Here is a 12,605-nt window from a genome sequence, read left to right as displayed (position 1 = left end):
GGAACAGTGAGCATAGTTTCAGGTGCCATGCCTGAAAGGCGTGCGCCGACATGCGGGAGCGCCTGACCGCTTGCTATCCAAACTCGCGAACGGTCCGTGCGTCAAGGAGAACCGCTACATGTTGGGATCTCCCTCCGAACAGGGCCCACATATAGGGCCTCTCTGTCCGGTACGGGATTCCTAGCGATCCCTGATCAGTTCTGAACAGGTGCTACCCACCGGGCGCACAGATTACGCACAGCTTCTCCCGAGAGAAAATCCGCCTCTTCCCTGGAATGCGCCTAACCAACCACCAGCTCTTCCATGGAGCCAGGGGGCGCGGGCGCGTGCGGGGCGCGCGCTGGGGCCCCGCCCGGCCGCCGCCATCTAGTCCAGATCGTCGGCCTCGGCGCAGTACGCGAGCACCCGCTCCCCCTCGCAGTGAATGGCGAGCGCCACCTCCTGGGCGATCCCGCGAAGCCCGACGAGCTCGAGCAGCGTGGGCACCGGCGCCGGCAGCAGCGGTGGAGGTGGGATGTACCGCGACGCGCGCACGATGGCCGGCTCGATGGCGGCCGCCTTGGGCCCGATCATCTGGCGCAGCTCGTGGAGCGCCCGCTCGAACCCGCCGAGCATGTCGACGAGGCCGCGCGCCTGCGCGTCGGCGCCGCTGTAGACGCGCCCCTGCGCGAGCGGCTCGATCTCCTCGACCGGGCGGCGGCGGCCGCGGGCGACGACGCGGAGGAACGCCGCGTAGATCGCGTCGAGCTCGCGCTCCACCACCGCCCGCTCCCCCGCGTCGAGCCTGCGCGACGGAGAGAACAGGTCGGCCCGCGCGCCGCGCTTCACGACGTCGGTCGAGACGCCGAGGCGCTCGAGCAGCGGCCCGAGCGCGAAGCGCGCCGAGACCACGCCGATGCTCCCCGTGATCGTCTGCGGCTGCGCGACGATCGCGTGCGCGGCCGCCGCCACGTAGTAGCCGCCGCTCGCCGCCACGTTCGACAGGCACGCGACGACGGGCTTCACCTCCGCGAGGCGGGTGACCTCGTGGTGGATCCTGTCGGACGCGAGCGCGGAGCCGCCCGGCGAGTCGACGTGGAGGATGACCCCCTGGACGCGCGGGTTCTGCCGCGCCGCGCGCAGGCTCGCGACGAGCCGCTCCTCGCTGGCCAGGGAGGCGCCCCGGAAGCGGGCGCGGCTGACGATCGCGCCGTGCACCTCGATGACGCCGAGGACGGGCCGAGGCCACACCGGCGTCATCGAGAGGGCGCGCCGCGCGCCCAGGTAGCGGCCCGCCGACACGAGGCGGCTCTTCGAATGCCGCGCGGCGGCGCGAGCTCCTGCGCCTCCTCCACCCGATGCGCGGTCCGCGTCTCCCGCGCCGATCTCGGCGCGGCGCGGCGCCGCGGTCGCGCAGGGGAGCGACCCCGCCGCGAGCATGTGCTCGAGCTCGTCCTCGTACGCGACCGCGTCGACGATGCCTCGCGCGACGGCCTGCTCCGCGCCGAAGGGGGCCTCGTCGATCCACAGCGCGGCCGTCTCGCGATCGACGCGGCGCCCCTGGGCGAGCGCCGCGGTCAGGTCCCCGAGGCGCCCGTCGAGCAGGGCGCCCACCTGCTCGCGCTGCGCGGCGCTCATCGTGTCCCGCACGAGCACCTCGCCGGCGTTCTTGTACATCCCCTTCGCGAACACCTCGGGCTCGACGCCGACCTGCTCCAGCGCGCGGCGCACGTAGCGGCCCTCCACCGCGAACCCGAGCGGCGACACCATCGTCTCGGGCCCGACGACGATGGCCCGCGCGGCCGAGGCGAGCAGGAGCGTCGTGGTGTCGGCGCCCATCGGCAGGTAGGCGACGATGTCCTTGCCCCCCGCCCGGATCTCGAGGAGCGCGTCCCGCAGCGAGGCCGCCACCGCCGGCCCCGCGTGCACCGACCGCATCCGGAGGAGCAGCCCCGCCGGGCGCGGATCCCTCATCAGGTGCTTGCCGAGCTCGCGGACACGCTCCACCGAGAGCGGAGCCCTCTTCCTCCGACGCCACGGGAGCGCGAGGCGGACCCGGGGGGGCTGCAGGTCGACCACGCGGCCATCGATTTCGAGGACGACATACCCGCCCCGGGGTGCAGCAAACGCCCAGCGGAGCGCGCTGACGGGGAGCAGCAGCAGGCGGAGGAGATTGACGAGCAGGGCAGCGATCACCGGAGGCTCCTCGGAATCAGGGGATGGGCGACGGAAAGGCGGCTCGGCGTCCGCCGGCGGTCACGATGGGGTGGGGGGAGACTGGGGTGGGGGGAGACAGCGTGTGCAGGAACCGGTCCGCGCGGCACCAGATCCGGTGGTGAGGTCGGCGCCGCCTGGCCCCGGCGCTGGAACTGGAAAGAGAGAGCGTGACGCAAGGGGCCACCCTGTGGCTACACTGTCGCTCCAAGTTTCGAAGGGGACGGCGAGCCGATGTGGGTTACGTCTTGAAGAAGTCGTCCTCTCTCTTTCAGACCAGCTCAGCAAGCCGCGGGCCGTAGGCCCCCGGCGCCCTGGGTGGCAGACCCCCTCCACCGAACGTGCATCCCGAGCAGAGCGCCCCCGCCCCGAGCCAGCTCCCCCTGCCACCGCCGTCCACCCTGCGGCTCGTGCCCCTCGGAGGGCTCGGCGAGGTGGGGATGAACTGCCTCGCGCTCCAGCAGGCCGATGGGCTGCTGCTCATCGACTGCGGGGTCACGTTCCCGAGCACGGACCTCGGCGTCGACGTGTATCACCCGCGCTTCGATCACGTGCTCGCGCTCCGTGATCAGGTGCGCGGCATCGTGCTGACGCACGGCCACGAGGATCACATCGGCGGGCTGCCGTTCCTCCTGCGTCACCTCGACGTCCCCGTCTGGGGCCCGCCGCACGCGCTGGAGCTTGTGCGCTACCGGCTCGCGGAGCACGGGCTCGAGGACAAGGTGCGCCTGCTGCCCACGCAGGTCGGGCGCGAGGTCGCCATCGGCGGCTTCGTCGTGGAGCCGCTCCGGGTGACGCACTCGATCGTCGACGCGACGGCGCTCGCGATCCACACGGCCGCGGGGCTCGTCGTCCATACAGGGGACTTCAAGCTGGACCCGACGCCGCTCGACGGCGAGCCGACCGACGAGGCCCGCTTCCGCGCGCTCGGCGACGCCGGCGTCCGGCTGCTCCTGTCCGACAGCACCAACGTGGACTCGCCCGGCGAGGCGGGGAGCGAGCGCGCCGTCGCCCACGCGCTGGCGGAGCTCGTCGAGACCGCGCCGGCGCGCGTCGTGGTCGGCGTCTTCGCCTCGAACGTCCAGCGCCTCCTCGCCCTCGGCCAGGCCGCGGTCCGCGCGCGCCGCAAGATCTGCCTGCTCGGCCGCAGCGTGCAGACGCACGTGCGGGCCGCGCAGACCGTGGGGAGGCTCCCGTGGCCGAGCGACCTGCTCGTCCCGCCCGAGGTCGCCTCCTCGATGCCGCGCGAGCGGCTCCTCGTCATCGCGAGCGGCACGCAGGCCGAGCGGGCCTCCACGCTGACGCGGTTCGCCTCGGGGACGCACCCGCTCCTGCGCCTCGAAGAGGGGGATCGGGTCGTGCTCTCGAGCCGCGTCATTCCGGGCAACGACCGCCCGGTCGTCGATATGATGGCCGGGCTGCTCCGCCTCGGCGTGGAGCTCGTGACGTGGTCGACGGATCGGCGCGTCCACGCGAGCGGGCACGCGCACCGGACGGAGCAGGCGCGCATGATCGACCTCACCCAGCCGCGCAGCTTCCTCCCCGTGCACGGCGCGCTGCACCACCTGACGCGGCACGCTGAGCTCGCGCGGGAGCGCGGCGTGGCCGAGGTGCTCGTCGCCGAGAACGGCCACGTCGTCGAGATCGGCACGACGCAGCCGCTCGGCCGGAGCGGCCGGGCCGTCACCGGCCGGGTGGCGACGGCGGGCGGCGAGGAGCTCGGGGAGGAGGTCCTCCGGGAGCGAGCGAACCTCGGTCGCTCCGGGGTGGCCTTCGTGTCGCTGGTCGTCGATGTGCACGGCGCCCTCGCGGCGCCGCCGCAGGTCCTCGCCCGCGGGGTCACCGGGGAGCTCGAGGGCGGCGCGCTCAGGGCCGCGGCGCGCGCGGTCGCGCAGGCGGTGAACGACTGCGAGCCGCGCGCGCGGCGCCGCGACAACGACATCATCGAGATCGCCCGGCTCGCGGCGCGCCGGACGCTCGAGGCGAAGCTCGGGAGGCGCCCGCTGGTGACGGTGGCGCTCACGCGCCTGTGACGCCGCGCGAGGAGAGCCCCCCGCCCTCGGGCGACGGTGGAGCCGGAACCGGCGACGGCGGCGGCGCGAGGCTCTCCGCGCGAGATTTCCTGGGTCCAGTGCTGCTCTCCCACATCGAGCGCGTCCGCGCCGATGCGCGGCGCGTCGTCGCCGCGAGCGAGCAGGGCGAGAGCGCGGAGCCGGACGCGGAAGCCGTGCACGACTTCCGGGTCTCGCTTCGCCGGCTCCGGACGCTGCTCAAGCCGGCGCGACGCATCTACGGCAGGAGGCGGCTCCGCCCCGTGGCCGATGGGCTCCGTGAGTTCGCGCGGGCGACCGGCGCGCTGCGCGACGAGGAGGTGCTGCGCGAGACGCTCACCGCGCTCGATCTGGACGAGGCGGCCCGGGCAGCGGTCGCAGGATGGGTCGCGCAGCGCGCGCGCCGCGAGCGCGAGGCGAGGGCCCACATCGTCGAGTTGCTCCGGCAGGATCGCCCGGACGACGCGGGCGCGACCCAGGCCGACGCGCCTGCCGCGAGCGACGCGGGCGCGACCCAGGCCGATCCGCCAGCGGCCGACGCGGGCGCGACCCAGGCCGACGCGCCGGCCGCGGGCGAGCGGCTCCGGCTGGAGCCTCACCTCGCGCGCCTCGAGCGGCGCATCTCGCGCCGGAAAGCGAGGAAGCGCGGCGCCGAGGCGCTCGCGAGGCGAGCGATCGGTGATGCCCTGGACGACGTGCGCGCCCTCGCCGCGAGCGACCCGGGCGACGGCGCGGCCATGCACGCGCTCCGGATCCGCTTCAAACGGCTGCGCTACTCCGCGGAGACGTTCTCGCCGCTCTTCGGAGAGCGCGCCGAGCGCACCGCGAAATCCGCGTCACGGATGCAGCGCCGCCTCGGCCAGCTGCACGACGCCGACGAGGCGCTCGCGCAGATGAGGAGCGCCGAGGAGCTGCCGCCCGACGCGCGCGCGGCCGTCATCGAGGCGCTCGTCGCAGAGCGGGCGCGGCTCGCTCACAAGGCGACCGAGGAGCTCGCGCGGGAGCTCGAGACGCTCACATCGCTCTGGTCGGGCGATCCCCGCGCGCTCCCGGGCGGATGACGCAGCGCACGGGGCGCGGTGCGGCAAGGAGCGCCGCAGCAGGCGCGCTTCGGACGGGCGAACGGTCACCGGGATTGCCGGCTGCGGAGCTCGCCGTGCGGGCGGGCGCTTCGTGGTACCGTCGGTCGGGCTCCTTCGAACCGAGGCGAAGCCCGCCGATCCCGGAGGTCGTGTTGCGCCGCTCTGCGTTCCAAAGCGTCACCGCGCTCGTCGCTCTCCTCGCGGCGAGCGCCTGCACCCAGGACTTCGACCAGTTCGAGCCCGAGCTCTTCCCGGGGCCGTCCGGGAGCGGCTCCGGCGGGGCCAGCAGCTCCGGCGGAGCTGGAGGAGGCCAGACGTCGGCTGGGAGCACGACGAGCAGCAGCAGCAGCGGCGGCTCCGGCGGCGGGGAGCGGTGCACCAACGGCGAGGATGACGACGGCGATGGCGCCGTCGACTGCGCCGACGGCGACTGCGTAGGGTTCGCCTGCGTCGCCGTGCCCGAGGACTGGCAAGGGCCCGGCCTCCTGTACCAGGGCCCCGAGGCCGCGGACGTCGCCTGCCCCGAGGGCTTCTCCGAGCGGGTGGACGTGGGCGGCCGCGATCCCCTCGACACGCCCGCGACCTGCAGCGCGTGCGCGTGCGGCGCGCCGGCCGTGGCGTGCGAGACGCCCGCGGTCACGGTGTACACGCGTGGCGCGTGTGGCGGGGGGAGCGCGACGCTGCCGGTGCAGACCGAGGACTGCATCAACATCGGCGGCGACGTCCAGATCGGCAGCTACAGCGGCGAAGCGCCCGACGTGGATTCGGCGACGTGCCCTCCGTCGGGCGGCGAGGCGACGCTGCCGCCGCCGCGCTTCGGTATCGAGGGGCTCGTGTGCGCCCCCGGGCCGGGCGCCGGCGGATGTGAGGCCGGCGAGGCCTGCGCCCCGCGAGAAATCGACGCGCCGTTCGAGCAGGGCGCCTGCGTCTGGCGCGACGGGGAGCGGAGCTGCCCCGAGGGGTTCGGCGAGCGACACGTGTTCGCGAGCTCGATGGTCGACAACCGCGGCTGCACGCGGTGCACGTGCGACACGGACGGCGTGCGCTGCGCGGCGACGCTGACGCTCTTCGAGCAGACCCGCTGCCGGGGGCCCGGTGAGACCGTGCCGTTCAACGGGGCCTGCTTCGACGACCCGCCCCCCGCTGCCTCGGTGTCGATCGAGGTGACCGGAAGCGGCAGCTGCCAGCCGCGCGGCGGCAACCCCACAGGCGAGGTCGAGGAGGGCGACGACAGGATCACCGTCTGCTGCGCCCGCTGAACGAGCGAGGCATCGCGCTGGCCGCGCGGCGCTGAACGGCGCCGCGCGGCGCGCAGCGCGCCTACTGCCGGAAGATCTCGACGCGCTCGAGGACGACGTCCTGGTTGGGCCGATCGCGCGTGGTCGCCACGTTGGCGATGCGGTTCACGATGTCCTGCCCGCTCACGACCTTGCCAAACACCGTGTGGCGGTTGTCGAGGTGCGGCGTCGGCCCGTCGGTGATGAACCACTGCGCGCCGTTCGTGTTCTTGCCGGCGTTGGCCATGGAGAGCACGCCGGCGCCCTCGTGCCTCAGCGAGGGGTTGAACTCGTCGGCGAACTTGTACCCGGGGCCGCCCGTGCCCCAGAGCTGCGCCTTGTCCGGGTAGCGCGAGAGCGGGTCGCCGCACTGGATCATGAACCCCGAGATCACGCGGTGAAAGCGGACGCCGTCGTAACAGGGCGTCCCCTGCATCCCCTGGCCGGTCTTCGGATCGGTCCAGTTGATGGCGCCCGTGGCGAGGCCGACGAAGTTCTTGACCGTGTTGGGGGCGCCCTCCTCCTCGAGCCGGACCGTGATGTCACCGAGCGAGGTCTTGAGCCGAGCGTGAAGCTTGCCGGTGCCGGGCACGTTGATCGGGGGGAATTCCATCAGGCCTTCTCCTTTTCTTGGCCGCCGAGGCGGCGCAGTCAGTTCTTGGCCGCCGAGGCGGCGCAGTCAGCCGAGGGAGGTGAGCCGCGGGCCCCCCTTCCTGCGTCCTGCTGCGGCGGTCTTATCTCATCTGGCGCCGCGAACGAGCGGTGAAATGACCTCACGCGCGCTCGAAGAGCGTCGCGATGCCCTGGCCGACGCCGATGCACAGCGAGGCGACCCCGACCTTGGCGCCGCGCGCGCGCATCGCATGCACGAGGGTGCACGCGATGCGCGCGCCCGAGCAGCCGATCGGGTGCCCGAGCGCGATCGCTCCGCCGCGGACGTTGACGCGCGCCGGGTCGAGCTCGAGCGCGCGCGAGCACGCGAGCGCCTGCGCCGCGAACGCCTCGTTGAGCTCGAAGAGGTCCACGTTGGGGACGCGCAGCCCGGTCCGCTGGAGGAGCTTCTTCACGGCCGGGATCGGCCCCTCCCCCATGAGGTTGGGATCCACCCCGGCGGTCGCCGTCGCGATCACCCGCGCGCGCGGCGTCGCGCCGGCGGCCTGCACGGCGTCGCCCGAGGCGAGCAGGAGGGCAGCGGCGCCGTCGTTGAGGGGCGACGAGTTGCCCGCCGTGACGCTCCCGCCCTCGCGGAAGGCGGGCTTCAGCTTCGACAGCGCCTCGAGCGAGGCATCGGCCCGCACGCCCTCGTCGCGCTCGAACAGGACGGACTCGCCCTTCTTCTGGGGGACGAGCACGGGGACCACCTCGGCGGCGAACCCCCCGGACTCCCAGGCGAGCGTGGCGCGCTCGTGGGAGAGGAGCGCGAACCGATCCTGGTCGTCGCGGCTGATGCCGTGCTTCTTGGCCACGTTCTCGGCCGTCTCCCCCATCGACTGGAGCTCGAACCGCGCGGCCATCCGCGCGTTCGGATAGCGCCAGCCGAGGGTCGTATCGTAGAGGGTCGGCGCGCTCCGCTCGAAGCGCTCGGCCTGCTTGGGCATCGTGAACGGCGCGCGCGTCATGCTCTCGACGCCCCCCGCGATCGCGCAGTCGGCCTCGCCGGTGGCGATCATCCGCGCGGCGTCGGCCACCGCCTCGAGCCCCGAGCCGCAGAGGCGATTCACCGTGACGCCCGGGACCTCGTAAGGGAGGCCGGCGAGCAGCGCGGCCATGCGCGCGACGTTGCGGTTGTCCTCTCCGGCCTGGTTCGTCGCGCCGAGGACGACGTGATCGAGGCGCGGCGCAAGCGAAGCATTGCGACGCACGAGCGCGTCGAGGACGTGCGCCGCGAGGTCGTCGGGGCGGACCGTCGCGAGAGCGCCGGCGTAACGAGCGATCGGGGTCCGGACAGCGTCGACGACGAAGACAGGGCGCAGGGCAGCAGCCATGACGAGAGCGTAGCGTCGCCTGGTCAGCGCGCAGCGGGAGATCGCGCGCGCCCTGGAATCTCCGCTCGGTTCGACGCGCGCCGCGCCGGCGTCGATGTCGCGTGTGCCCGCCCGGTCACGCCCGGGGTGAGCCCAGCGGCCGATCAAAAGGCCGGAGTGGACGCCGACCGCTCGGCCCGATCCGTCCTGCACAGGGTGTAGAGGCGGCGCGCAGCGGCTCAGTAGCTATCGCTGGATCCGCCCCCGCCGGAGCGACCGCCGCCGCCGCCACCGAACCCGGACCCGCCGCCGCTGCGGCCGCCGCCGCCGCCTCGGAAGAGGATCGCCTGGAGGACGAGCCACAGGAACCAGCGGAAGGAGGGCGATATCAGCGCGAGCACGAGCGCCGCCACGATGGCGACGACCGTCACGCCGACCTTGATCGGCGAGACCGGAGCGGGCGCCGGCCGGGCGTCGGGCGCAGGGCGCCGTTCCCCCTCGGGTGTCCCGGCGATGAGCGTCCTGGCGATCTCCGCCGTTCCCTGGTCGATGGCGTCGCGGAATCGATCCTGCCTGAGCAGCGGGTTGATGGTCTGCCGGATGATGTCGTTCGACTGGAGATCCGTGAGCGCTCCCCCCACGCCCTTGCCCGTCTCGATCCGGACGCGCCGCTCGTTCGGGGCGATCACGAGGAGAACGCCGTTGTCGGCCCCGCGCTGGCCGAGCTGCCAGGTGTTGAAGGCCTCGTAGGCGACGTCCTCGATCGTCTCGCCTTCGAGGGATCCGGCCACGAAGGCGACGATCTCGAACCCTGTCTCGCGGCGGATGCGATCGAGCTTCGCGTCGAGAGCGCGGATGTCGGGCGGATCGAGCCGCCCGGCGGTGTCGACGACGTGCCCCGTGAGCGCCGGCGGCGTGAAGTCGGCCAGGGCCGGCCGCGCGACGAGCGCGCATACCAGCGCGAACGCAGCCGCGACGGCCCCGGCCACGGCGCGCAGCCGCGCCCCGCTCGTGCCGATCCGGCGCATCGCCGCGACCCTCATCAGAACGAGACCTTCGGCGCCGACTGGACCTCGGGAGAGGCGGTGAAATAGACGCGCGGCTTGAACGGCTGGCCCGTCGCCTTGTTCACCACCTGGCCCCGGATCTTCAGGAGCTCCGCGTTGTACTCGCGCGCCGCCTGGTTGTACTCCTGGCGCGCTCGGAGGATCCGGTTCTCGATCCCCTCCAGCTGGACCTGGAGGCTGTGGAAGCCCTGGTTCGCCTTGAGATCAGGGTATTGCTCCTGCACCACGAGGAGCCGCGAGAGCGAGCCGCTGAGCTGCTCCTGCGCCTTCTGGAAGGCCTGCACCTTCTCCGGATCCGTCAGATCGTCGGCCTTGAGCTGGACGCTGGTCGCGCGGGCGCGCGCCTCGGCGACGCTCGCCAGCGTCTGCTCTTCGTGCTTGGCCGACCCCTTCACGACCGCCACCAGGTTCGGGACCAGGTCGTAGCGCCGCTGGAGATCCGCCTCGAGATCGGACCATTTCTGGGCCGCGATCTGATCTTTCTCGACCAGCACGTCGTAGCGCTGGCAGCCGACGACGGACGTCATGACGGCGAGCACCGCCAGGAACAGGGCGGCCACCGCGAGGCGCTTCCGAAATGTCGATTTGTGAACAATCCGCATGACTGGCTCCAGGGTCGCTTGCATTACCCGTCGGGGTTGCGTCGCGAGGCGCCTTGCAAAACCCGCCCCATGGCGCTCGCGGCGGGCTGGCGTGCTGCGGCGCGCACGCGACGTGATACCCTTTCCCTGTCGTGCCCTCGGCCGGCGCGCTCCGTGCACCACGCAGGAGAGCCTCAGGGAAGTCCCACGCGTGGCACGCCGCCACAGTCGCCCATGACGATGAGCCACCGCCCGCGCATCGCAGCCCATTCGCTCAGCCCCGCAGCTTATGCGCCGTATGGCGACATCCTCATGGCCTCGCCGCACGGCGAGCCCGGCAGGCCTGCCAACCAGGGGACGGCGCGGCGCTTCGATCACCTCGCCGCGATCGAGAACCTCCGCCCCGGGCACGCCTCGCTGAACGTCTCGGTGTTCCGCTGCGCCCCGCGCTCGAGCTTCCCGCTCCCGATCGCCCTGCTCGAGAAGCACCCCGGCTCGACCCAGGCGTTCGTGCCGATGAGCGCGCGGCGCTACCTCGTCGTCGTGGCCCTCGGCGGCGACAGGCCCGAGCTCACGACGCTCGGCGCCTTCATCGCCCACGGCGCCCAGGGCATCACCTATCGCCCCGGCGTGTGGCACCACCCCATGATCGCGCTCGACGCCGAGGCCGACTTCGTCTGCCTGTCCTGGGAGGACGGCTCTCCCGGCGACTGCGCCGTTGTCGAGTACGCAGAGAGCGAGCGGATCGCGGTCGCGATCGACCTGCTATAGAGGCGCCCGCCGCCATGCGCCGCTCGACCCCCAATTGCTCGTTCGTCGCGCAGGAGCAGCGAAGGCTGCTCGCCGCGCTCGACTCCCTCGACGTCGCCGACGTCGCCCGCATCCTCGAGGAGTTCGTCACGGACGAGCGCAGGGCCCGGCTGCGCGGCGTCATCGCGGCGCGGCTCGACGCCGTCACCGTGGCCATGGATGCGCCGCACGATCCGCACAACGGGGCCGCCGTGCTCCGCTCCTGCGACGCGTTCGGCTTGCAGCGGCTGCACATCATCGAGCGGGCCGAGCAGTTCCTGGTCTCGAACACGGTCTCGCGCGGCTCGGAGCGCTGGGTCGACGTGCGCACGCACGCGACCACCGAGGCCGCGATCGCCGCGCTTCGCGCCTCGGGGCACGAGCTCGTTGCGACCCACCCCGAAGGCGAGCTCACCCCGCGAGACCTCTCGAGCATCCCCCGCCTCGCGCTGGTGCTCGGCAACGAGCGCGACGGCATCCGCCCCGACCTGGCCGCCGCCTGCGCCCGCGCCGTGCGCGTCCCCATGCGCGGCTTCGCGGAGAGCCTCAACGTGAGCGTCACCGCGGCGATCCTGCTCGAGCACGCGACGAACGGCCGGCCCGGCGACCTGCCGGAGCCCTACCAGATCACGCTCTATGCGCGCGCGCTGGTGCTCACCGTCCCCCACGCGGCGGAGATCCTGGCCGCGCGGGGCATGCACCTGCCCCTGCCCCTCGGAGGGACGCCGCCCCCTCCCCCGAAGCCGCGCGGCCCCAAGCCGCGGAAGCCGCCCGCGCCGCCCGCGCTCGAGACGCGCAGCGCCGGCGCCCCGCCGGAGCCTGAAGGCGGATAACATGCAGCCCCCCATGCGAAGCCCCGGTCCCCCGCGACGCGAGCCGCGCGCCCGTCGCGCCGCGCCGCGCCTGCCGGCGCCTCACGGCCTCCGCGCGCGCCTCGCCGGCGCAGCGATCGACGTCGCGCGCGCCGCCGCCCTCGCCCTGCTCCTCGCGGGCTGCATCGAGGTGCCGCCGCCCCCGCCGAAGCCGCCCCTCCAGCCGAAGGACATCAAGGCATCCGAGGGCGTCGGGCTCGAGATCGCCTGCACACCGACGGGGGTCGAGCTCTGCTTCGACGCCCGCGACAACAACTGCAACGGCGTGATCGACGAGGGCTGCGGGCTCCACACCGGGATCCTCCAGTTCACGATCGCGTGGGAGGAGCCCGAGGCCGACGTCGATCTCAACGTCTATGACCCGGCGGGAGAGCTCGCGCGCGTCGGGGAGCCGACGGCGAGCGGCCTCATGAAGGACCGCGACTGCCCGCGCGTGAGCGGCGAATGCCAGGAGCAGAACGTGGAGAACGTCTTCCTCACCGAGGGCGAGCCGGCGCGTGGCCGCTACCGCGTCGTCGTGCGGCTCGACAAGCTGAACGACGCGACGGCCCCCATCCGCGTCCGCCTGAGCGCGCGGGTCGGCCAGCGCTCGTACAGCATGGCGCTCGACCTGTCCCCCTCCGCCGCGACCGAAGAGAAGAGCGTCGAGTTCACGCTCTGAGCCGCTCGCGCGGCGCGCCGCCCGCGCCGCTGATGCGCCGCCCGTGCCCCCGACGCGCGAGGAGCCCC

Annotated in this window: 11 protein-coding genes; 6 read left to right on the top strand and 5 right to left on the bottom strand. The window is 73.4% G+C overall.

Annotation, left to right across the window (positions count from 1 at the left end; genetic code table 11):
• Positions 1–366 precede the first annotated feature (366 nt).
• Complete coding sequence (gene sppA, locus WMF45_RS02120) at positions 367–2,175, bottom strand: signal peptide peptidase SppA (RefSeq protein WP_437715309.1); 1,809 nt, start codon at positions 2,173–2,175, stop codon at positions 367–369.
• Positions 2,176–2,534: 359 nt separating this feature from the next.
• Between sppA and WMF45_RS02115 the strand changes: the two genes are divergently transcribed.
• The 3 genes from WMF45_RS02115 (at position 2,535) to WMF45_RS02105 (ending at position 6,585) form a co-directional block, all read left to right on the top strand.
• A complete protein-coding gene (locus WMF45_RS02115) occupies positions 2,535–4,226 on the top strand; it encodes a ribonuclease J (protein WP_437715308.1) in 1,692 nt (563 codons plus the stop codon).
• Between the two features lie 98 nt (positions 4,227–4,324).
• Entirely contained in the window at positions 4,325–5,305 is a 981-nt protein-coding gene (locus WMF45_RS02110; protein ID WP_437715307.1) for a CHAD domain-containing protein, read from the top strand.
• Between the two features lie 173 nt (positions 5,306–5,478).
• The gene (locus WMF45_RS02105) at positions 5,479–6,585 is read left to right on the top strand and encodes a hypothetical protein (RefSeq protein WP_437715306.1); all 1,107 of its coding nucleotides are present in this window, start codon (positions 5,479–5,481) and stop codon (positions 6,583–6,585) included.
• Positions 6,586–6,646: 61 nt separating this feature from the next.
• Here WMF45_RS02105 and WMF45_RS02100 read toward each other — a convergent pair whose 3' ends face one another.
• The 4 genes from WMF45_RS02100 to WMF45_RS02085 form a co-directional block, all read right to left on the bottom strand.
• The gene (locus WMF45_RS02100; protein WP_437549059.1) at positions 6,647–7,216 is read right to left on the bottom strand and encodes a peptidylprolyl isomerase; all 570 of its coding nucleotides are present in this window, start codon (positions 7,214–7,216) and stop codon (positions 6,647–6,649) included.
• Between the two features lie 160 nt (positions 7,217–7,376).
• Entirely contained in the window at positions 7,377–8,588 is a 1,212-nt protein-coding gene (locus tag WMF45_RS02095) for a thiolase family protein (RefSeq protein ID WP_437715305.1), read from the bottom strand.
• A gap of 218 nt (positions 8,589–8,806) precedes the next feature.
• Positions 8,807–9,610, bottom strand: a complete 804-nt coding sequence (locus WMF45_RS02090) for a TPM domain-containing protein (protein ID WP_437715304.1) — start codon at positions 9,608–9,610, stop codon at positions 8,807–8,809.
• Positions 9,610–10,236 (bottom strand): LemA family protein, encoded by a 627-nt coding sequence (locus WMF45_RS02085; protein ID WP_437715303.1) that lies wholly within the window; start codon positions 10,234–10,236, stop codon positions 9,610–9,612. Before WMF45_RS02085 ends, WMF45_RS02090 begins: the two co-directional genes overlap by 1 nt.
• A 213-nt stretch (positions 10,237–10,449) precedes the next feature.
• Between WMF45_RS02085 and WMF45_RS02080 the strand changes: the two genes are divergently transcribed.
• The 3 genes from WMF45_RS02080 to WMF45_RS02070 are packed head-to-tail and all read left to right on the top strand — an operon-like array spanning position 10,450 to position 12,537.
• Complete coding sequence (locus WMF45_RS02080; protein ID WP_437549052.1) at positions 10,450–10,986, top strand: ureidoglycolate lyase; 537 nt, start codon at positions 10,450–10,452, stop codon at positions 10,984–10,986.
• A gap of 14 nt (positions 10,987–11,000) precedes the next feature.
• Positions 11,001–11,837 (top strand): TrmH family RNA methyltransferase, encoded by an 837-nt coding sequence (locus tag WMF45_RS02075; RefSeq protein ID WP_437715302.1) that lies wholly within the window; start codon positions 11,001–11,003, stop codon positions 11,835–11,837.
• Positions 11,838–11,850: 13 nt separating this feature from the next.
• Complete coding sequence (locus tag WMF45_RS02070) at positions 11,851–12,537, top strand: hypothetical protein (protein WP_437715301.1); 687 nt, start codon at positions 11,851–11,853, stop codon at positions 12,535–12,537.
• The last annotated feature ends 68 nt before the right edge of the window (positions 12,538–12,605 follow it).

The organism is Sorangium sp. So ce448 (assembly GCF_051520915.1).
Taxonomy (GTDB): Bacteria; Myxococcota_A; Polyangia; order Polyangiales; family Polyangiaceae; genus Sorangium; species Sorangium cellulosum_B.
The sequence above is the reverse complement of the archived record's forward strand: the minus strand, read 5'-3'. Positions and strand labels throughout refer to the sequence as shown.

Bases quoted from the DNA above. Each gene is read 5' to 3' on its own strand.
- WMF45_RS02100 (WP_437549059.1), bottom strand. From the start codon at position 7,216: ATGGAATTCCCCCCGATCAACGTGCCCGGCACCGGCAAGCTTCACGCT.
- WMF45_RS02095 (WP_437715305.1), bottom strand. From the start codon at position 8,588: ATGGCTGCTGCCCTGCGCCCTGTCTTCGTCGTCGACGCTGTCCGGACC.
- WMF45_RS02090 (WP_437715304.1), bottom strand. From the start codon at position 9,610: ATGAGGGTCGCGGCGATGCGCCGGATCGGCACGAGCGGGGCGCGGCTG.
- WMF45_RS02085 (WP_437715303.1), bottom strand. From the start codon at position 10,236: ATGCGGATTGTTCACAAATCGACATTTCGGAAGCGCCTCGCGGTGGCC.
- WMF45_RS02080 (WP_437549052.1), top strand. From the start codon at position 10,450: ATGACGATGAGCCACCGCCCGCGCATCGCAGCCCATTCGCTCAGCCCC.
- WMF45_RS02075 (WP_437715302.1), top strand. From the start codon at position 11,001: ATGCGCCGCTCGACCCCCAATTGCTCGTTCGTCGCGCAGGAGCAGCGA.
- WMF45_RS02070 (WP_437715301.1), top strand. From the start codon at position 11,851: ATGCGAAGCCCCGGTCCCCCGCGACGCGAGCCGCGCGCCCGTCGCGCC.